Raw genomic sequence first — 20,025 nt, forward strand, 5'->3', positions numbered from 1 at the left:
CGTAGTGACGGCCTCGGAAAGGCCACACCCTTAAAGACCCCTAGGGGTGGGCGGGTTCGAAGTCCGCCGCGTCCTCGGGGTCGTGCCGGTCGTACGAACGGCGCACGTAGGACAGGGAGTCGAGCAGATCCGCGGAGGTGAGCGCCTCGGCCGGGCGTACGTCGGCGATGCCGTTCAGGGGCATCTTTCCGATGTCGGACCAGCGGAGCCGGCCGTCCGCGTCGATATAACTGCGGCTGAATCCGGCGTTGTCCGGATGCAGACAGTAGGGAACGTCGAGAAGACCGCGGGCGAACGCCTTCAGCAGCGCCGTGCCGAGGTCGTCGTCCAGCTCCAGCACCGTGTTCACCAGCGCGGACGCTTCGGTGTAGGTCTGGGTGCCGGTGGCGGGGAGCGGGGCGCGTGTGGTGCGGGCGGCGACGGCCGCCGCGTATTCGAGTGCGGCGACGTTCTCGGCGGCGGTCGGAATGCGCTGGGATTCCGCGACGGTTTTCACGATGAGCCGTTCGGAGCCGCTGGCGACGGCGAGTTCGGCCGCTTTCCCGAGCAGTCGGTAGGCGCCCTGCTCGGTTTCCGGATAGAGACCCATGTAGGCGTAGACGACCACATGCCATTCGGTGTCCGGCAACAGCCGGGCGCACAGCGCGCGCAACGCAGCCACCGCTTCGGCGTCCTGACGCGGATCGGTCTGCTGGGCGTAACTCAGCGAAATGCTGCGGATGCCGTACCGGCGGAAGAACATCGCCTCCAGGACGCTGACGGCGACGAGCAGGCCGGGCGGACAGAGCTGGCCGAGGACGCAGCCGCCGAACGTCTCCAGGTGCGGTTCGGCGCCCGACTCGCGCAGGGTGGCGAGCAGTTCGCAGGACGCCTCCCAGTGGTCGACGGAGTCGCGCAGCGGGACCCGGCCATAGGGCAGGCAGTAGGAGACGGGACCGCCCTCGGTGGCGTCCAGTCCGACGGCCATCAGCGCCCGGAAGATGTCCTGCGGCGCGGCCGAGCCGTGCCGGACCTGGACCGGGAAGCCGGGGCCGTGGATCCCGTCGAGCACGTTCAGGGTGGTGGTCTTCTCGTGGCTCACGATCGGGTAGCCGTTGAGGGCGACGCCCTCCAGGACGGCGAGTTTGGCGGATTCCAGGTCGCCGACCCGGGTGTAGCTGTCCAGGGTGATCGTGCCGACGGTGGTCGCCGCGCTGTCGCGGGTGGCGAGCAGCCCGGCCCGCATCCGGTCCGGGCTGCTCATTCCCATCCGGGGCTGGACCACCAGGTGGCCGGCGTCGTGAGCCCGGCGCACGAACGCGCCGAACCCGACGCCGGTCACACCAGGGCCCGCTGCGGCAGCGCGTCGAGCATCCGCCGGAACTCGGCGACGCCCTCGGCGCTGTCGTCGAAGACCGCGTCGTAACCGGCGGCGCGCAGCGCGGCCACCTCGTCGCTGCCGCAGGGGCCGGCGATGCCCAGCTTGCCGCCGATGACGGTGGGCACGGCGGCGAGTTCGGGGTGTTCGCGCAGCCGGGTCACGGTGCGCATGCCGTCGTGGTAGCCGTGTCCGTTGACGCTGCTGACCACGATGAGGAGGGGCCGCTGCGCCAGGGCCTCGGCGATGAGCAGGTCCTCGGGGACGCAGGGGCCGAGGTTGACCACGCGGTGCCCGTGCTCCTCGAGCAGGAGCTGGAGGTAGACGAGGTTCCAGGTGTGGGAGTCGGAGATGCCGCCGGCCACGAGCACGGGCTGGTCGCCGGGGGTGGGGGTCATCGGGAAGGGGCTCATCACAGGGCCTGTCCGTGGGTGTCGGGTTCGTACGCGCGGGTGTGCTGGATGCGGGAGACGGAGACGACGTCGTCGCCGCGTACGACGATCTCGGTGGGGGCCGGCCGGCCGAGGAACATCAGCAGGCTGGCCGTGGGGCCGTAGGCGCCGGTGTTGGGGACGCTGAGTACGTCGCCCGGTGCCGGGTCGGCGAGCGGGACGCCCCGGCCGAGCAGGTCGCCCGGGGTGCACAGCGGGCCTGCGAGGCTCGCGGGGGTGCCGTCCACGCCGACGGACTCGTGCGGCTCGACGGTGACGGGCATGATGCGGCCGAGGCCGGACATGCCGCCGAAGGTGTTGATGCCGGCGTCGACGACGACATAGCGCTGGTCGCGGCTGTCCTTGACGTTGACGACGGAGGTGAGCAGGGTGCCGCTGTCGGCGACCAGGTAGCGGCCCGACTCGCAGGCGATCCGCGGGGCGCCCTCGCGCCAGCCGGCGAAGTGCTCGTCGAGCGTCCCGGCCAGGGCCGCACGCAGCTCGCCGTAGACCGGCCGCTCGCCCTGCACGCCGTACGGTGCGGCGAATCCGCCGCCGATGTCGACGAAGCGGAACGTGACGCCGAGGGCGTCCTGGAGGGCTGCGGCGGTGGCGACGGTGTGGCGGAACTCGGCGATGAGGCTCGCCTCGTCCTTGGCGTTGCTCAGCGGGAAGAAGTGCAGCCCGGCGATGGTGGTGCCGGGTACGTCGCGCAGGTCGGCGGCGAGGTCGGGGAGGGTCTCGCTGTCGAAGCCGAACTGCGAGGGCACACCGGTCATGCGGATGCCGGTGGCGGCCGCGCCGGTGGCGTTGTTGACCCGGATCAGGCAGTCGGCGCTCAGGCCGAGCTTGAGCGCGGCCTCGCCGACGCGGGTGAGGTCGCCGTAGGACTCGGTGGAGAACAGGCGGACGCCGCGGGTGAGGGCCTCGGAGAGTTCCTCGGTGGTCTTGCCGGGGCCGGTGTAGAGGATCCGGTCGCCCTGGAAGCCGGCCTCAAGGACGGCGTCGAGTTCGCCGACGGAGCTGATCTCGGCGCGGCAGCCGCGGGCTCCGCCGGTGCGCAGCTCGCGCATCAGGTCGGGGTGCGGGTTGGCCTTGGCGGCGTAGAACACCTCGACCTCGTCGGGCAGCGCGGCGAGCAGGTCGTCGCGGGCCGTGGCCACCCGGTCCAGGTCGTAGACGTAGGACGGGGTCCCGAAGCGCTCGGCAAGCTCGGTGGGGCCGGTCACGGGGTGGTTCCTTCCAGGAGGCGGGCGAGCTGCTTGCGGTCGTGCTTGCCGTGCGGGGTCAGCGGCAGCTCGTCGACGACGCGGCTCACGCCGGGCACCTTGGCGGGCTCCAGGCGCAGCGACAGCTCCTTGAGCAGGGAGTGGGGGTCGATGTCGCCCTCGGCGAACACCGCGAGTGCGCGGCCCTCGGCGGGCGGCAGGACGGCGGCGGCGCGCACGCCGGGGATGTCGGTGGCGGCGCTCTCGATCTCGGTGGTGCTCATACGCACGCCCTTGTGCTTGAACATGTCGTCGCGGCGGCCCTCGTAGTACAGGAAGCCGTCCTCGTCGACGTGCCCGAAGTCGCCGGTGTGCAGCCTGAGGCCGCCGTCGGGGGCGGGGCGGAAGGCGCGGGCGGTCTGCTGCGGGGCGCGCCAGTAGCCGGGCATGACGTGCGGGCCCTCGACCACGATCTCGCCGGTGTGGAACGGCGGCAGCGCGTTGCCGTCGTCGTCCACGACGAAGGCGCGGGTGCCGGGCAGCGGGCGGCCGACCGAGTCGGGCTTGGCGTCCTGGTGGGCGGGCGGCAGCACGGAGACGCGCTTGCACTCGGTCTGCCCGAACTGGATGACCACCTCCGCACCGGGGAACGCATCGCGCAGCCCGTCGGCGGTCGACTTGGGCAGCGCGGCGCCGGTGTTGGTGAACATCCGCACCCGGGATTCCCGGCTCGGCTCGCGCTCGGCGAGGGCGACGATCATGGTCGCCAGGGAGGGCACGATCGGGACGACGGTGGCGCCGGTCTCCCGGATGCGGCGCAGCAGCACCAGGTCCGACTCGCCGTCGGCGAGCACCAGTTCGCTGCGTCCGGCGGCGGTGAGCAGCACCTTGTACAGGCCGTAGTCCCAGGAGATCGGGAAGCGGCAGAACACCACGTCGTCGGGGCGGTAGCCGAGTTCCAGGTTGATGGCCTCGGTGGCGAAGACCATCCGGCCGTGCGGGCAGATGACGGCCTTCGGGGCGGCGGTCGAGCCCGAGGTGTAGACGAGGACCGCGAGGTCCTCGGGGCCGACCTCGGCGCCGGCGGACCGGGCCCCCTGCACCCGCAGCGCGGTGATCTCCTGCCACGCCTCGCCGAGCCCGAGGACCGGCACGCCCGCGGCGAGCCCGGCGATCCGCCGCACGGCGGGGTCGGTGACGACGACCAGTGCGGGCTCGGAGTTCTCCACGACCGCCCGCAGGTGGAAGTCCTTCATGCCGGTGTTGACGGGGACGAGGACGGCGCCGCGGCGGGCGGTGCCGTACATCAGCGCGACCAGTTCGCGGGTGCTGGGCAGCTGGACGAGGACCCGGTCGCCGTGGCCGATGCCGTGCTCCTGAAGCCAGGCGTCGACGGCGTGGCTGTGGGCGGCGAGTTCGCGGTACGTCCAGCGGCCCGCGCCGTCGGCGACGGCCGGGGCGTCGGGGCGCTCGGCGGTGGCCTCGTCGAGCAGGTCGTGCACCCGGGCGTCGGTGCGGGCCTGCGCTGTCGGTTGACCGTTCACTGCGACTCCTGCCGCCTTTCATGAGTGCGTGCCGTCCCGGCGGACTGCCGCATGGCCGTGGCCCGGGAGGCGAGCTTCCTGCGATCGGTCTTGCGGTTGGAGTTGAGCGGGAGCGCGTCCAGGTGGTGGTAGGCGCGCGGGACGACCGCGGCCGGCAGCAGCCGGCGCAGATGACGGGCGAGCTGTGCGGGCGGCACCGGTTCGCCGGTGTGGAAGACGGCCAGTTCGACCGTGCCGTCGACGGGCACCGCCACGGTCACGGCGTCCTCGACGCCCGGGCAGGTGCGTGCCGCGGCGTCCACCTCGGCCAGTTCCATCCGCACCCCGTGCACCTGGACCTGCGCGTCCTGGCGGCCCAGGTAGAGCCAGCCGCCGTCCTCGGCGCGCCGGACGCGGTCGCCGGTGCGGTAGAAGCGGTGGCCGCCGTGCTCCAGGAACCGTCCGGTGTCATCGGCCGGGTCGAGGTAGCCGGGCGTCAACTGGGGCCCCATGATGCACAGTTCACCTTCGTCGCCGTCGGCCGGGGCGCCGTCGGCGCCCAGCAGCAGCGCCTCGTGGCCCGGGTGTACGGCACCGATGGGCACCATGTCGTTGAGGTACCGGCCCGGCGTGAAGCGCTGGGCGGTGATGGTGATGGTCAGTTCCGTCGGGCCGTACAGGTTCTCGAGTGTCGCTCCGGGGGCGGCGACGGCCCAGTCCTCGGCGTCCTTGCAGCTGAGCGCCTCCCCCGCGAAGAAGCTCCAGCGCAGCGACGCCAGCGCGCCCGGCTCCAGCCCGCCGGTGCGACGCACCAGGGTGATCGCGCTGGGCGTGGAGAACCACACGGTCATGCCCTGCTCGGCCAGGAACTCCGGCAGATGCGCGTACGCCTGCGGCGGGATCGGTACGACGGCGGCGCCGGCGCCCCACGCGCAGAACAGGTCGAACATCGCGCAGTCGAAGTTGAGGTCGAAGGTCTGCGAGAAGACGTCGTGCGGACCGAAGTCGTAGCGCTCGTCCAGCAGGCCGAAGTAGTGCGCGGTGTTGGCGTGGGTGACGGGCACGCCCTTGGGCCGGCCGGTGGAGCCTGAGGTGAACAGCACGTAGGCGGTGTCGGAGGGCCGGGCGGGCATCGGCGCCTTCAGGGCGCTGTCCGGGTCGACGACGAGCGCCGGCATCGGCTGCCCGCCGGGGGCGAACAGCGTCGGCAGGCGCACGCCCTCGGCGTGCAGGGCGGTCAGGGCGGGCAGCGCGTCGTCGTCGGCGAGCAGCGCGCCGGCCCCGGCGGCCTCGATCATCTGCCGGGTGCGGGCGGCCGGGAAGGCCGGCTGCAGCGGGACGACGGTGACGCCGCTGTACAGGCCTGCCAGCAGGGCGGCGTACGCGGTGGGTCCCTTGCCGGCCAGCACGCCCACGGCGGGCGGCCGGCCGGGCAGACCGGCGCGCAGCGAACCGGCCAGGACCAGGGCGCGTTCGTGCAGTGCGCGGTAGCTGGTGTCGACGCCGTCGACGCGCAGCGCGGGCCGGTCCGGGGCGAGCGCCAGCCCGCGCAGGAACCGGCCGGCGAGCGTGCCGTCCATGGTGGGATCCACGAAGGGCCGTCCCGTCAGCTCGCGGCGGTGTGCAGCATGCTCTGCACGGTGTCCCACAGCACGCCGGCGGTGCGGAAGGTGTCCATGGTCAGCGCGCTGTCGCGGAAGCGGACTTGATAGGCCTCCTCCAGCGTGCCGAGCAGCTGGACGGTGGCGAGCGAGTCCAGGCCGAGGTCCTTCAGCTCGGCGTCCGGGGTCAGCTCCTCCTGCGGGCCGAGGAACGGCACGAAGGGGCGGAGTATCTGTTCGAACTGGTCGTCCCACATGGGAGCCTCCTACGAGTCGGTCGGGATCAGGCGGCGCGCGAGCGGCGCCGGGGGGTCATCGCCAGCCGCGGCGGTGCGGCGACGACGTCGAAGTTCCGGGTCGCGCAGGGCACCCGGCCGAAGAGGCTGTCGGGCCCGGCCACGCACAGCCGGGTGACGCCGGCTTCCTTGAGGGCCGTGGTGACGCCGGGCCAGTTCATCGGGTGGTCGAAGCCGTCGAGCAGCATGGTGCGCAGTTCCTCGCCGGTGTGCAGCAGTCGGCCGTCCTGGTCGGCGACGACGGGCAGCTTGGGGTCGGCGAAGGTGTAGCGGGACACCACGTCGCGTTCGGCCCTCTCCCGCAGCGGGCGGAACGCCGAGGCGTGCATGGGCGGGCGCATGGTGTACAGCGGCAGGCTGCCGACGGAGCGCAACCGCTCCTCCAGCCATGCCACGCGGTGCTCGGACAGGGAGATCATGTAGAAGCCGTCGTCGATGTGGCAGGAGATCTCGTGCCACTCCCCCGCCTCGTCCAGCTCGGTGAGGATGGCGTCGAGGCCGTCCCGCGGGGCGCGGACGAAGGACAGGGTGACGATGTCCCGGTGCTCCTCGGCGAAGTACTCCTCCAGGCAGCGGGCGATCTCGGCGGTCAGGCGCACCGCGTCGGGCAGTTCGAGGGCGCCGGTGTAGGCGAGGGCCGCCTTCTCGCCGAAGCTGGGTCCGGCGACGATGTCGGGTTCGACACCGAGGTGGTCGCGGGCCCAGTCGGCGCAGGCCAGGCAGTTGATGAAGAAGGCGACCTGGGCGGCCTCGGAGTAGTCGCCCGGGGAGGTGCGGAAGGCGTCCACCAGCGAGTAGCCGAGCGCCTCGTCGGCGACGGCGACCAGGTCCCGGGCGAAGGGGTTGGCCACCATGAACCTGCCCACCTCGGTGAACGGGACGGGTCCCATGCCGGGGAAGACGAGAGCGGTGTCGTGTGCCATGGCGGGATCCCCGCCCCCTTTCACGGGTTCGTGAGCGTCACAGGCTCTTGAGGAAGTCGGTCATCACCTCGAAGAACCGTTCCGGCTCCTCCAGGTGCGGCAGATGGCTCGACTCCTCGAAGATCTCCCAGCGCGCCCCGGGGATGTGGTCGTGGAACGGCTGCACGACCGCCGGGGTGGCCTCGTCGTGGCGGCCGCTGATGACCAGGGTCGGAGTGCCGATCCGGTGCAGTTCGTCGACGATCGACCAGTTCTTCAGGGAACCGATGACGTGGAACTCGTTGGGCCCGTTCATCGCGTAGTAGACGGTCGGGTCGTTGTAGATCTCCATGAAGGAGGACAGGAAGTCGCGCGGCCAGGGAGACACACGGCAGACATGACGGTCGTAGAAGACCCGCATCGCGGCCAGGTAGTCCGGACTGTCGAAGGTGCCGTCCGCCTCGTGCCGCCGCAGTGTCTGCTCGGCCTCCGGTGGCAGTTCGGCGCGCAGCCGTGCCATCTCCTGGAGCCAGATCGGGTACGAGGCGGGCGCGTTGGCGACGACCAGTCCGCGCAGGCCGACCGGGTTCGTCATGGCGTGCCGGGCGCACAGCGGGCCGCCCCAGGACTGGCCGAACAGTACGTAGTCGTCGGCGATGCCCAACTGCTGGACCAAATTGACCAGTTCACGCTCGAACAGCTCGACCGTCCAGAACGCGGCCTCCTTGTCGGGCAGATGGGTCGAGCCGCCGTTGCCCAGCTGGTCGTAGTGGACCACGGGCCAGCCGTCCTCGGCGAGCCTCGCGAGCGGCAGCAGGTAGTCATGGGTGCTGCCGGGGCCGCCGTGCACGGCGACGACCGCCGGCCGGCCCGCACCGAGTTCACCGGTCACCCGGTACCAGGTCCGGTACTCCCCGAAGGGAAGGGTGCCCTTCGCACTGGGATCCGGGGACACGCTGAATCACCTCTGCTCGGCTGCGGGACACGGCGACGGCCGGGGCGGGGCCGCCGGCCGGGACCGGGAGAGCCGGCACGGTGGGCGATCCGTGCCTTCGCCGTCCATGCCTCTGTCGTGGTCCGCTGCCGACGCTAACGGCCACCGCGCCGCCACCAGACCCCTAATCGCCCCTAGGCGGTGTCCGGGTGACCGAACACACGGGGCGCGCCCCGCCGCTCCCCGCTCGCTGTCTCCCGCGGGTCTCGCCGCCCCGTGCCACCTGCGGCGCAGGGCGCACATACGGTGGACCGCGGTGCCCGTCGGATGTCGTCCGGATGTCTCCTGCCCCCTAGGTCCCGTCGTCACATTCCCGTCGTCGCCCGAAGGGCGGCCTCGTGGTGTCCGGTGCGTGCTCCCGGCGTGCCGGACGGAAGTCCTCGTACTGGACGTACATGGGCTTTCGCCCGCGAGAGGGCGTGCCAGGCGTCGCGAGGCAGACGGGAATGTGACGACAGGGCCTAGGGGCGCCTAGGGGTTGGGGCTTCGGGCGGTGGCTGCCTAGCGTGCGGGAGACGGCCGACAGCGCCGCACCGGCGCCGAGACCGGACCCGCTCCGCTTTCGGCGCCTCCCGTTCCCTCCCGTGCGAAGAGGACATGATGACTGCACCTGCCGAACCGGCCGACGGGGCCGCGCTGCCGGAGTTCCCGATGCGGCGGGCCTGTCCCTTCAGCCCGCCGGCCGCCTACGCAGAACTGCGCGAGACCGAGCCGGTCTCCCGGGCGCAGCTGAAGGTGAACGGCAAGCCCACGTGGCTGATCACCCGGCACGACCTGTACAAGAAGCTGCTGGGTGACGCGCGGGTCAGCGCGAACCTGAAGCTGCCCGGATATCCGCTGCAGGTGCCGGTACCGGAGGAGACTCTCCAGTCGGTGCCGCTGACCTTTCTGTCCATGGACCCGCCGGACCACACGGTCCAGCGCCGCATGCTGGCCCCGGAGTTCAGCGTGCGGCGGATGCGCGAGCTGCGTGAGCGGGTGCAGCAGATCGTGGACCAGCTGATCGACCAGATGCTCGCCAAGGGCGCGGACGCCCCGGTCGACCTGGTGACCGCGCTCGCGCTGCCGGTGCCCTCCTTCGTCATCTGCGAACTGCTCGGGGTCCCCTACGAGGACCACGGCCGGTTCGAGGAGTGGGCCTGGGCGATCATGAACCACGACATCAGCGACGAGGACCGGGGCCGCGCCCACTACGAGCTGGACGCCTACGTGGACGGGCTGGTCACCGCCAAGGAGACCGAACCGGGCGACGACATGATCAGCCGGCTGATCGAGTTCAACCGGCAGACGCCCGCGGTGGAGCACTCCGACATCGTCAGCATGTCCAAGCTGATGCTGGTCACCGGGCACGAGACCACCGCCAACATGATCGCCCTCGGCACCCTGGCGCTGCTGGAGCACCCGGAGCAGCTGGATGCCGTGCGCGAGGAGCCCGAGCTGATGCCCAAGGCGGTGGAGGAGCTGCTGCGCTTCTTCTCCATCTCCGACGCGGGCACCGCACGCGTGGCCATGGAGGACATCGAGCTGGGCGACGTGACCATCCGGGCCGGCGAGGGCATCCTGCCGCTGAACAACGCCGCCAACCACGACGGTCAGGTCTTCCCGGACCCCGACCGTCTCGACGTGCGCCGCGAGGCCCGCAGCCACCTCGCGTTCGGCTACGGCGTCCACCAGTGCATCGGGCAGAACCTGGCCCGCATGGAGTTGGACGTCGTCTACTCGACGCTGCTGCGGCGCATCCCGACGCTCCGCCTGGCCACTGCGCTCGAGGAGCTGCGGTTCAAGGACGACGCCATGGTCTACGGCCTGTACGAGCTGCCCGTCACCTGGTGACGAACCTCCCCCTGTCCGTCCGTTCCGTCACCGAAAGGCAGCCATGACCCAGTCCGCCGACGCCACGCCCGAGACGGGGGCGTCGCTTCCGCAGTTCCCGATGCGCCGCACCTGTCCGTTCAGCGAGCCCCGTGAGTACGCCGAGATGCGTGCGAACGACCCGGTCTCGCGCGCCGCGCTGAAGGTGAACGGCAAGCCCGCCTGGCTGGTCACCCGGCACGAGCACGTCCGGCAGGTGCTGGGCGACAGCCGGGTCAGCTCCAACCTGAAACTGCCGGGCTACCCGCACCAGTTCCACATCCCCGAGGAGATGCTGGCGCAGGTCCGGCTGATGATGCTGAACATGGACGCGCCGGAGCACACCGCCCAGCGGCGCATGCTCATCCCGGAGTTCACCGCCCGCCGGATCAAGGAGATGCGTCCGCGTATCCAGGAGATCGTGGACGAGCGCGTCGACGCGATGCTGGCCGCCGGTGGCCCGGTGGACCTGGTCACCGCCCTTGCGCTGCCGGTGCCCTCACTGGTGATCTGCGAGCTGCTCGGGGTGCCGTACGAGGACCACGCCCAGTTCGAGCAGTGGTCGGCGGCGATGATGAACCACGACCTGAGCCCGGCCGAGTACGGCGCCGCGGTGCAGGCCCTGGACATGTACCTCGACAAGCTCGTCACCCTCAAGGAGGACGAGCCGGGCGACGACCTGATCAGCCGCTTCCTGGAGAAGAACCGCACCGAGCAGGTTGCCGACCATGTCGACGTGGTGACGATGGCGCGGCTGATGCTGGTCGGCGGCCACGAGACGACCGCCAACATGATCGCACTCGGGGTGCTGGCCCTGCTGCAGCACCCGGAGCAGATGGCCGCGTTGCAGGCCGACCCCGGGCTACTGCCGGGCGCCATCGAGGAGTTGCTGCGCGTCTTCTCCATCTCGGACTCCGGCACGGCGCGCGTCGCACTGGAGGACATCGAGGTCGGCGGGGTCACCATCCGCGCCGGCGAGGGCATCCTCGCCCTGAACAACGCGGCCGACCACGACGAGTCCGTCTTCCCCGAACCGGGCAGGCTGGACATCCACCGCAAGGAGGCCCGCAGCCACCTCGCCTTCGGCTACGGGGTCCACCAGTGCATCGGCGCCAACCTGGCCCGGGTGGAGCTGGAGACCGTCTACGGCACGCTGCTGCGCCGAATCCCGGGCCTGCGCCTCGCGGCCGGGCAGGACGAACTGCGCTTCAAGGACGACGCCATGGTCTACGGCGTCTACGAACTCCCCGTCACCTGGTGACGGCCGACCCGATCGGAGTCCCCCTCATGCGTGTCACCACCGAGCAGGACCGGTGCGTGGGTTCCGGCCAGTGCGCCATGCTCAGCCCGGAGGTGTTCGACCAGGACGACGCCGGTCTCGTGGTCGTCCTGCAGCAGGAGCCCGGCGAGGACCTGCGCGCGGGGGTGCTGCAGGCGGTCGACCTGTGCCCGTCGCGGTCCCTGCACGTCGAGGGCTGACGGGCCGTGCCGCAGAGGCTTCGCTCCCCCGCACCGTCCCCGAACCCCGCGGGAGGCCGAGTCGTGAACCGGGTCGTCATCGTCGGAGCGTCGGCGGGTGGCCTGAGCACCGCCGAGGCGCTGCGCCGGGCCGGGCACGAGGGTCCGATCGCGCTCGTCGGCGAGGAGCCGGAGCCGCCCTACGACCGCCCGCCGCTGTCCAAGCAACTGCTCGGCGGCCACTGGGACGCGGACCGGCTCGCCCTGCGCAGTAGCGCCGAACTGGGCGCTCTGGAACTGGACTTACGTCTCGGCGTGCCGGCGACCGGGCTGGATCAGCAGGCCCGGTCGGTCCTGCTGGCCGACGGCCGCGAGATCGAGTACGACGCGCTGGTCGTCGCGACCGGCGCCCGGCCCCGGCGGCTGCCGGGCACGGCCGGCATCGTCGGGGTGCACACACTGCGCACACTGCGGGACGCGCTGGCGCTGCGGGCACGGCTGGGTCCCGGGATGCGGCTGGTCGTGGTCGGCGCCGGTTTCCTCGGCACGGAGGTCGCCGCCGCCGCCCGCGGCCTCGGTGTCCGGGTGACCCTCGTCGAGCCGGCCCCGGTGCCGCTGGCCGCGGCCGTCGGGGAACAGGCCGGGCGGTTCCTGACCGGCCTGCACCAGGAGCACGGCGTCGAACTGCGCACGGGCGCCACGGTCACCGAAGTCCTCCATGCCGGGGGCAGGGTGAGCGGTGTCCGGCTGGCCGACGGCGCCGGTTCGGACGTCGTAGCGGCCGACGTCGTGCTCGTGGCCATCGGCTGCACACCCAACACCGAGTGGCTGGCGGACAGCGGCCTCACCGTGCGGGACGGCCTGGTGTGCGACGAGTACTGCGCAGCCGCACCCGGTGTGTACGGCGTCGGGGACGTGGCCCGCTGGTACAACCCGCTGTTCGCCGCGGAGATGCGCGTCGAGCATCGCACCCATGCCGGGGAACAGGCCACGGCCGTCGCCCGCGAACTCGCCGGCACCGGCGAGCGGCGGCCGTTCGCTCCGGTGCCGTACTTCTGGTCCGACCAGTACGACACCAGGGTGCAGGCCCACGGCCGGCTGCGCGGTCACGACGAGGCCCGTGTCCTCGACAGCGATCCCGCCCGGCGCCGGCTGCTGGTCGTCTACCGCACCGGCGACCGGATCACCGGCGTCCTCGCGGCGGGATTGCCGCCCCGGATGCTGCGCGGCTGGCGGGCCCTGGTAGCCGCCCGGACGCCGTGGCGGGCGGCACTCGCCGGCCCGAGCGCCGCCTGAACCACCCCAGGAACAGCGGGAGTTACCCGGGCAGCGGTGGAGTCGGCCGCGGGCCCACGAGGGACTGTGCCTGCGCGACGAAGCGGGGCAGCCACTCCTCGTGGGAGACGCCCGCCAGCAGCCGCAGTGCCGCTTCCGCGTCCTTGCCGACCGGCGTGTGCAGCGGGGTGCAGGCGTCGTCGACGGACGCGACGACCGCCGCGGCCGCCTCGGCGCAGTCGGCGGCGCCCTGCGCCACGCGCGCCAGGAACCGGGTCAGCCAGACGTGGTCGGCGGCGTACGGGCCGGTCCCGTCCTGCTGTGCGGCGTCCCCGGCGGCGGACCCGCGCCGGACGGCGGAGGCGAAGCTGCCCGGCTCGAGGCACACTACACGGATGCCCAAGGGCCGGACCTCCGCGGACAGGGCCTCGCTGAGCGCGCCCACGGCGGCCTTGCTCGCGGCGTAGAAACCGCCGTGCGGCACGGCGAACGTACGGCCCGCGAGGGAGGACACGTTGACGATGACGCCACTCCCCCGGGCGCGCATCGCCGGCAGCACGGCGCGGGACATGCGCAGCGGGCCCCAGAAGTTGGTCTCCATCAGCAGCCGCGCCTGGTCGAGCGGCATGGTCTCCGCCGGGCCCGTGCGGTCGATGCCGGCGTTGTTGACCAGGGCGTCGACCGGTCCGTGCCGGTCCTGCAGCGCGGTGACGGCGGCGGTGACCGAGGCGTCGTCGGTGACGTCCAGCAACGGGACGTCGAGGGTGAGGCCCTCGGCGTGGGCCCGCCGGAGCAGTTCCTCCGCGCTGTCGGCACGGCGCACACAGGCGTGCACCCGGTCGCCGCGGCGCGCGAAGGCCAGCGCCGTCTCCAGGCCGATGCCGCTGCTGCACCCGGTGACGAGGACGGCGGTCACGACCGCACCGCCTGCCGCGCCAGCAGGTCCAGGACTTCCTTCTGATGCGACGTCAGATAGAAGTGGCCGCCCTGGAACACATGGAAGTCGAACGACGTGGCGGTGTGCCGCGACCAGGCGCGTGCCTCCTCCACGGTGACCTTGGGATCGTTGTCGCCGACCAGACCCACGATCGGACACCGCAGGTCCGGGCCCGGCTCGTAGACATACGTCTCGGCGACCCGGTAGTCCGCGCGGATCGCGGGCAGCGCCATACGGATCAGTTCCTCGTCGTCGAGGATCGCCGAGTCCGTGCCGCTGAGCTGCCGCATCTCCTCGACCAGTCCGTCGTCGTCGCGCAGATGGACGGACTCCTCGCGCGGGCAGGAGGGGGCCCGGCGGGCGGAGGCGACCAGTGCCCGCGGGACGACACCGTGGTCGTGCTCCAGCCGGCGGGCGACCTCGAAGCCGAGGGTGGCGCCCATGCTGTGCCCGAAGAGGACGAGCGGACGGTCGGTCCACGGCAGCAGGACGGAGGTGACCGCGTCGGCCAGCTCCTGGATGCTCGCGGCGCACGGCTCGCCCCGCCGGTCCTGGCGACCCGGGTACTGCACTGCGAGCACGTCCACGGACTCCGGCAGACCCGCCGAGACCGGGTGGTAGAAGGTCGCCGAACCGCCCGCGTGGGGCAGGCACACCAGCCTGGCCGCCGCGTCCGGCCGGGGATGGTAACGGCGTATCCAGAGACGGTCGTGTTCGGCGAGCGTGGTCATGGGGCGGGTGTGTCCTTCCTGGCGGTGACTGCGGCGCGGCGCACGGAGCGCGCACCGGCAGTCTCACGCGCGCCGGACGGCCCGGACACCCCTATCCGCCCCAACCACGGTGTGCGGCTCAGGCGTTGAGGTAGGCGAGCACCGCGAGCACCCGGCGGTTGCTGTCGCTCGACGGAGGGAGCATCAGCTTGGTGAAGATGTTGGAGATGTGCTTCGCGGCCGCGCCCTCGGTGACGGTGAGCCGTTGGGCGATCGCGGTGTTCGAGCAGCCCTCGGCCATGAGTTCCAGCACCTCGCGTTCGCGGCCGGTGAGCGCGGCCAGCGGCTCGTCCCGGGAGTGGCTGGTCATCAGCTGGGCCACGACCGCAGGGTCCATGGCCGTCCCGCCGGCCGCGACGCGTCGTACGGCGTCGATGAACTGCTCGTCGTCCAGGACGCTGTCCTTCAGCAGATAGCCGATGCCGCCGGTGCCGTCGGCCAGCAGTTCGCGGGCGTACATCTGCTCGACGTGCTGGGAGAGGACGAGGATCGGCAGGCCGGGCTGCTCCCGGCGGGAACGCAGGGCCGCCTGGAGGCCCTCGGTGGTGAAGGTGGGGGGCAACCGTACGTCGACGATGGCCACGTCGGGGCGGTGCTCGGCGATCGCGGCGGCGAGGTCGGTGCCGTTGTCGACGGCGGCGGCCACTTCGAAGTCGTACGCCTCCAGCAGCTGGATGATCCCCTGCCTCAGGAGGAAGAGGTCTTCGGCGAGGACAACGCGCACGGTAGCTCCAGCTTCATCACGGTCGGACCGCCCGGAGGGCTGTCGATCTTCAGCGTCCCGTCAAAGGATGCCAGCCTGCGCCGGATGCCCTCCAGACCGGTCCCGGCCGATACGTCGGCGCCACCGCGGCCGTCGTCGGTGACCCGGGCGTGCAGGATGTCCTCCTCGCACCAGGCCAGTATCTCCACACGCGTGGCCTCGGCGTGCTTGAGGGCGTTGGTGAGCAGTTCCGACACGGCGAAGTAGACGGCTGACTCGACCGGGTCGGGCAGCCGGTCGTGCAGGTCCGCCACCACGGTGACCTGCAGCGGGCTGGCCAGGCCCAGGGCGCGCAGGGCGTCGGCCAGGCCGCGCTCCGCGAGGACGGGAGGATGGATGCCCCGCACCAGGTCGCGCAGTTCGCTCAGGGCCTGCACGGACGAGGTGCGCGCCTGCCGCAGCAGACGTCGCGCCTCCTCCGGGTCCTGGGCCATCTTCCGGTCGACGGCCCCCAGTTGGAGGCCCAGGCTGACGAGGCGTGCCTGGGCGCCGTCGTGCAGGTCGCGTTCGATGCGGCGCAGTTCGGCGGCCTGGAAGTCGAGGGCGCCGGAGCGGGTTTCCGCCAGGTGCTGCACCCGGAAGGCGAGTTCGGACTGCCGGGTCGGACCGAGCAGGAACTGGACGAAGTACGCGTACCCCTTGAGGACCAGCGGGCTGAGGAAGATCCAGCCGGTGAGGACGACGAGCGCCAGCAGCCCCGCGGCAAACGCGGCCGGCCAGCTGTCGACGGTGACGGAGGCGTACCAGCGGCCCTGTCCGCCCTGCGCGATGGGCTGCCACAGGCCGCAGGCCAGGAACAGGCCCTCCCCCGCGTAGTAGAGCAGGGCGGCCGGTACGAAGCCGACGAGTCCGACGAGGCAGTTGAGCAGCAGCCACAGCAGATCCCGCCAGGTCGCGGGGTCGGTGAGGATCCACTTGCAGCGGCGCATCCAGCCGACGATGTCCTTCTCGATCTCCTGCGGCTCGTCCCGGTAGGGCCGCCCCACCGGGACGCCGGAGCGCGCGGCCGCGCGCCGGTTGAGGTCGGCCAGCCAGCGCACCGCACGGGTGCAGTAGGGCAGCGCGAGGAAGCCGATGCCGATCACGGAGATGACGACGAAGTAGGTGGTGGTGACGAAGAGGACGATCGAGAGCAGGGCCCCCACGGCGATCGCCGTGCCGACCAGGGTGTCCAGGGCGGCGCGCCCGAGTCGGCCGCGCCAGGTGACCGGCACAGTCTTCATGCCCTCATGTTCCCATCCCTCGGCGCCGGTCACGGCGGGGCCGCCCCCGCCCGGGGGCAGCGGGGACGGCCCGGTCAGAAGGTGGCTCACGCGGCCTTCACCGTGTCCACTGCGGGGTTGCGCATGCCGCGCCAGGAGGGCAGCAGGGTGGCGCCGAACACCAGCAGCAGCGACCCGCCGACGATGGCCAGGTAGATGCCGATGGATCCTGAGGGCAGGTACGAGTCACTCTTGACGAGGCTGTAGGGGACGATGGTCGTCGCCGAGGCGATGGTGCCGAGGACGGTGGCGATGACCGCGATCAGCACACCCTCGACGCTCAGCATCGCGATCACCTGGGCGCGGGTGGCACCGGTGAGCCGCTGCAGGCCGAACTCCGCGCTGCGCTTGCGAGTGACCGACACCAGGGTGTTGACCACGGTGATGGCGGCGTACCCCACGATCATGGCGACGATGGTGTAGTTGGCGGACACCAGGATCTGCTGGATCTGGTTGTTACGGCCGGCCAGCGAGGAGCTGACGTCCAGTTCGGTGCCGGGCACCCGGGCGGCGAGCGCGGCGAGACGGTCGTGGACCTCGGTGCCGCTGCCGGACGCGGTGCGGACCAGGATCTGGTGCGGCAGCCCGTCACCTGTGTGCGGGGCGAGGGTCGCCGCGGGCAGCGTCAGGTACTCCTGCTTGGGGTTGTCGGCGTAGAGGGCGACGACGGTGGGGCGTGCCGCGGTGCCGTCACCGAAGTGCATCGGCAGCCGGTCGCCGACCTTCACTCCGTACTCACGGGCCTTCTTGTCCGAAAGGGCCACGGTGTCGCCGCTCAGAGCGGCGAGCGAGCCGGAGACCACCGGCAGGTCGAGGCTCTGCCGCACGCCCTCGGCGGACACACCGCGCAGGTCGGCGTCGGCCAGGCCGCCGGACCGGTCCACGAAGCCGCGGGTGACCACGAGTTCGGAGGCCGCCGTCACACCGGGCGTGGCGCGCACCTTCTCGACGACGCCGGGGGCGAAGCCGCCGGTGGTGGAGTCGAGGACGTACTGGGCGAGGATGTTCTTGTCGTACGAGGCCCGCGAGACGTGGTCCTCGGTGGACTGCATGTACAGGGTGCCGGTGGCGATGCCGATGAGCAGGACGATCGGCGCGACGGCGCCCGCCATGCGGACGTTGGCGGTCGCCGCGTTGCGCAGCGCGAGCTGGCCGGACAGGCCGGAGAAGGCGCGCACCGGGAGCCGCAGCACCGCCACCATGGCCTTGGTGATGCCGGGGGCGAGCAGGGCGAGCCCGATACAGAACAGCACGGAGGCCGGTCCGGCGGTGCTGGCGAGGGTGGGGCTGTCCTCCATCGTGGTGGTGGCGATCGCCAGGCCGATGCCGTTGGCGAGGAAGAACAGCGCGAGCAGCAGCCGGGGCACGCTGAACCAGCTGGTGCCGGCGGTGGCTTCGGCCAGGGCGGCGACCGGTTCGGTGCGGGCGGCCTTGCGGCCGGCGAAGCGGGTGGCGCCTGCCGCGGCGAGGACGGTGACGACCGCTCCGACAGCCATCGGGATCCAGCCGCAGTGGTAGACGATCTCCGAGGACACCACGCCGCTGGAGGTCAGAACCCCGTACAGCATCCGGCCGATGGCCCAGCCGGGCAGCAGGGCGAGCAGCACGGATCCGACCGACAGGACGGCCGTCTCGGTGAGGATCATCCGGCGCAGCTGGCTCGGGGTGGAGCCGACGGCGCGCAGCAGGGCCATCTCGCGGGCGCGCTGCTGCAGGGAGAGGCCGAGAGTGGAGGCGACGCCGAACATGACGATCAGGACGACCGAGGAGCCGAAGACCGCGGCGAGGATGACGACGGTGCGCTTGCTGGGCAGGGTGCCGGGCAGTTCGGCCAGGCCCCGCTGCTCGCCGGTGAGCACCTCGGCGCGGTCGCCGACGGCCGAGCGCACGGCGTCGGCGACGGCGGCATCGCTCCTGCCGGGTGCGGGCAGGACGCCGATGGAGTCGATCCGGCCACCGGCGAAGGCGCGGGCCTCGTCGTCCGTGAAGAAGACCGCGGCGTGCGGGTTGTGGCCGCCCTGCTGCGCGGCGATGCCGCTGACGCGGAACTGCCGGGTGGTGCCCTGTACGACGATGTCGACCGTGGACCCGGGACGGGCGCCGGCGCGCTGCGCCAGTCCCGAGTCGAGGACGACCTCGCCGCCGGCGGCGGGGGATCCACCGACGGCGAGGGTATAGGGGGTGAGCCGGGCACTGGCCCAGCCATGGCCGTACGAGTCGGACTTGGCGGTCAGCGGCTTGCCGTCCTTGAGGACGGTGGCCGGGACCGACACGTCGCCGACGGCCGTGCGCACGCCGTCGGTCTTGGCCACCGCGGCGACGAGATCGGGGTCGATGCGGTGACGCTCGGTCAGGGCGGTTGTGCCATGGGTCTGTTCACCGGTGACGACGACCGGGGCGCCGGCGAGGCGCTGCGGGTCGGCCGCCATCCGGGCGCCCGTCTCCATCAGGCCGCCGCAGCCGATGACGATGGCGGCGCCGAGGAACATGGCGAGGAAGGTCGCGACGAAGCTCGTCCTGCGGAACTTGAGGGTGCGCAGTGCCAGTTGCCACATCAGTAACGCCCCCCGGTGGGCATCTGCGAGTTCTGCCGCTGGGTGTCGTCCTCCCAGGCGCCGAGCCTGGTCATCCGGGCGGCCACGGCGTCGGCCGTCGGCCGGTGCAGTTCGCCGGCGAAGGCGCCGTCGGCGAGGAAGACCACGCGGTCCGCGTAGGAGGCGGCGACCGGGTCGTGGGTGACCATGACCAGGGTCTGCCCGGCGGTGTCGACGGACTCGCGCAGCAGGGCCAGCACGGACGCGGCGGTGCGGGTGTCGAGGGCGCCGGTGGGTTCGTCGGCGAAGACGACGGCGGGCCGGGTCACCAGAGCGCGGGCGATGGCGACGCGCTGCTGCTGGCCGCCGGACAGCTGGGCGGGCAGATGGCCGAGCCGCTCGTTCAGGCCCACCCGCTGTACGACGTTGCGGATCAGGGCCTTGTCGGGCCGCTGTCCGGCCAGTTGCAGCGGGAGCGTGATGTTCTGCATCACGGTCAGCGCGGGCAGCAGGTTGAAGGACTGGAAGATGAAGCCGATCCGGTCCCTGCGCAGCTTGGTCAGCTGGGTGTCGTCCAGGCCGGCGAGTTCGGTGCCGCCGACGGTGACCTTGCCGGAGGTGGGCTGCACCAGTCCGGCCGCGCAGTGCAGGAAGGTACTCTTGCCTGATCCGGAGGGACCCATCACGGCGGTGAAGGTGCCGCCGGCGAAGCTCATGGAGAGCCCGCGCAGCGCGGCCACCTGGCTGTCTCCTCGGCCGTAGGTCTTCGACACGGCGTCCAGCCGTACCGCCTCCGCCATGCGAAGGTCCTGTGAAGTGTGCACTGCGGGCTCCCCTATGAGATATCGCGCTTCTCACGCGGT

At 72.0% G+C, this 20,025-nt stretch carries 18 protein-coding genes; 4 read left to right on the forward strand and 14 right to left on the reverse strand.

All coding sequences use genetic code 11. The annotated features are described in order from the left end of the window. Positions 1–40 precede the first annotated feature (40 nt). The 8 genes from GQF42_RS08735 to GQF42_RS08770 are packed head-to-tail and all read right to left on the reverse strand — an operon-like array spanning position 41 to position 8,273. The gene (locus GQF42_RS08735; protein ID WP_158919078.1) at positions 41–1,321 is read right to left on the reverse strand and encodes a methylaspartate mutase; all 1,281 of its coding nucleotides are present in this window, start codon (positions 1,319–1,321) and stop codon (positions 41–43) included. Continuing rightward, on the reverse strand, positions 1,318–1,755 hold the full coding sequence (locus GQF42_RS08740; protein ID WP_375993717.1) for a cobalamin B12-binding domain-containing protein: 438 nt from the start codon (positions 1,753–1,755) through the stop codon (positions 1,318–1,320). Before GQF42_RS08740 ends, GQF42_RS08735 begins: the two co-directional genes overlap by 4 nt. A gap of 14 nt (positions 1,756–1,769) precedes the next feature. Next, entirely contained in the window at positions 1,770–3,017 is a 1,248-nt protein-coding gene (locus GQF42_RS08745; RefSeq protein WP_158919080.1) for a type III PLP-dependent enzyme domain-containing protein, read from the reverse strand. After that, positions 3,014–4,540 carry an AMP-binding protein gene (locus GQF42_RS08750; RefSeq protein WP_158919081.1) on the reverse strand — a complete coding sequence of 509 codons (1,527 nt, stop codon included), beginning with the start codon at positions 4,538–4,540 and terminating at the stop codon, positions 3,014–3,016. Before GQF42_RS08750 ends, GQF42_RS08745 begins: the two co-directional genes overlap by 4 nt. Next, complete coding sequence (locus GQF42_RS08755) at positions 4,537–6,099, reverse strand: AMP-binding protein (protein ID WP_158929937.1); 1,563 nt, start codon at positions 6,097–6,099, stop codon at positions 4,537–4,539. Before GQF42_RS08755 ends, GQF42_RS08750 begins: the two co-directional genes overlap by 4 nt. Positions 6,100–6,125: 26 nt before the next feature. After that, complete coding sequence (locus tag GQF42_RS08760) at positions 6,126–6,377, reverse strand: phosphopantetheine-binding protein (RefSeq protein WP_067117876.1); 252 nt, start codon at positions 6,375–6,377, stop codon at positions 6,126–6,128. 26 nt (positions 6,378–6,403) lie between these two features. Continuing rightward, positions 6,404–7,339 carry an ACP S-malonyltransferase gene (locus tag GQF42_RS08765; RefSeq protein ID WP_158919082.1) on the reverse strand — a complete coding sequence of 312 codons (936 nt, stop codon included), beginning with the start codon at positions 7,337–7,339 and terminating at the stop codon, positions 6,404–6,406. Positions 7,340–7,376: 37 nt separating this feature from the next. Further along, on the reverse strand, positions 7,377–8,273 hold the full coding sequence (locus GQF42_RS08770; RefSeq protein ID WP_158919083.1) for a proline iminopeptidase-family hydrolase: 897 nt from the start codon (positions 8,271–8,273) through the stop codon (positions 7,377–7,379). A gap of 639 nt (positions 8,274–8,912) precedes the next feature. On the opposite strand from GQF42_RS08770, the gene GQF42_RS08775 reads away from it, so the two are divergent. From GQF42_RS08775 to GQF42_RS08790, 4 genes are all read left to right on the forward strand, one after another. Continuing rightward, positions 8,913–10,145, forward strand: a complete 1,233-nt coding sequence (locus GQF42_RS08775; protein ID WP_199273038.1) for a cytochrome P450 — start codon at positions 8,913–8,915, stop codon at positions 10,143–10,145. 43 nt (positions 10,146–10,188) lie between these two features. After that, a complete protein-coding gene (locus GQF42_RS08780; RefSeq protein WP_158919085.1) occupies positions 10,189–11,424 on the forward strand; it encodes a cytochrome P450 in 1,236 nt (411 codons plus the stop codon). 26 nt (positions 11,425–11,450) lie between these two features. Further along, positions 11,451–11,642, forward strand: a complete 192-nt coding sequence (locus GQF42_RS08785; protein ID WP_158919086.1) for a ferredoxin — start codon at positions 11,451–11,453, stop codon at positions 11,640–11,642. A 63-nt stretch (positions 11,643–11,705) separates the two neighbouring features. After that, on the forward strand, positions 11,706–12,917 hold the full coding sequence (locus GQF42_RS08790; RefSeq protein ID WP_158919087.1) for an NAD(P)/FAD-dependent oxidoreductase: 1,212 nt from the start codon (positions 11,706–11,708) through the stop codon (positions 12,915–12,917). A gap of 22 nt (positions 12,918–12,939) precedes the next feature. On the opposite strand, the gene GQF42_RS08795 is transcribed toward GQF42_RS08790, so the two are convergent. The 6 genes from GQF42_RS08795 to GQF42_RS08820 all read right to left on the reverse strand — a co-directional run bounded on the left by GQF42_RS08795 (position 12,940) and on the right by GQF42_RS08820 (position 19,986). Continuing rightward, positions 12,940–13,812: an SDR family oxidoreductase gene (locus tag GQF42_RS08795; protein ID WP_158919088.1), complete on the reverse strand. Its 873-nt coding sequence runs from the start codon at positions 13,810–13,812 to the stop codon at positions 12,940–12,942. Next, positions 13,809–14,564 (reverse strand): thioesterase II family protein, encoded by a 756-nt coding sequence (locus GQF42_RS08800; protein ID WP_158919089.1) that lies wholly within the window; start codon positions 14,562–14,564, stop codon positions 13,809–13,811. The genes GQF42_RS08795 and GQF42_RS08800 overlap by 4 nt, the downstream gene beginning before the upstream one ends. A 118-nt stretch (positions 14,565–14,682) precedes the next feature. After that, on the reverse strand, positions 14,683–15,327 hold the full coding sequence (locus GQF42_RS08805; protein ID WP_158919090.1) for a response regulator: 645 nt from the start codon (positions 15,325–15,327) through the stop codon (positions 14,683–14,685). Then, positions 15,291–16,589, reverse strand: coding sequence for a sensor histidine kinase (locus tag GQF42_RS08810; protein ID WP_199272614.1), 1,299 nt, complete (start codon positions 16,587–16,589; stop codon positions 15,291–15,293). The genes GQF42_RS08805 and GQF42_RS08810 overlap by 37 nt, the downstream gene beginning before the upstream one ends. Before the next feature lie 86 nt (positions 16,590–16,675). Next, positions 16,676–19,183, reverse strand: coding sequence for an FtsX-like permease family protein (locus GQF42_RS46915; protein ID WP_158919091.1), 2,508 nt, complete (start codon positions 19,181–19,183; stop codon positions 16,676–16,678). Further along, positions 19,183–19,986: an ABC transporter ATP-binding protein gene (locus tag GQF42_RS08820; protein ID WP_158919092.1), complete on the reverse strand. Its 804-nt coding sequence runs from the start codon at positions 19,984–19,986 to the stop codon at positions 19,183–19,185. Before GQF42_RS08820 ends, GQF42_RS46915 begins: the two co-directional genes overlap by 1 nt. Positions 19,987–20,025: the final 39 nt, after the last annotated feature.

Origin of the sequence: Streptomyces broussonetiae, from assembly GCF_009796285.1 — a bacterium.
GTDB classification, from domain to species: domain Bacteria; phylum Actinomycetota; class Actinomycetes; order Streptomycetales; family Streptomycetaceae; genus Streptomyces; species Streptomyces broussonetiae.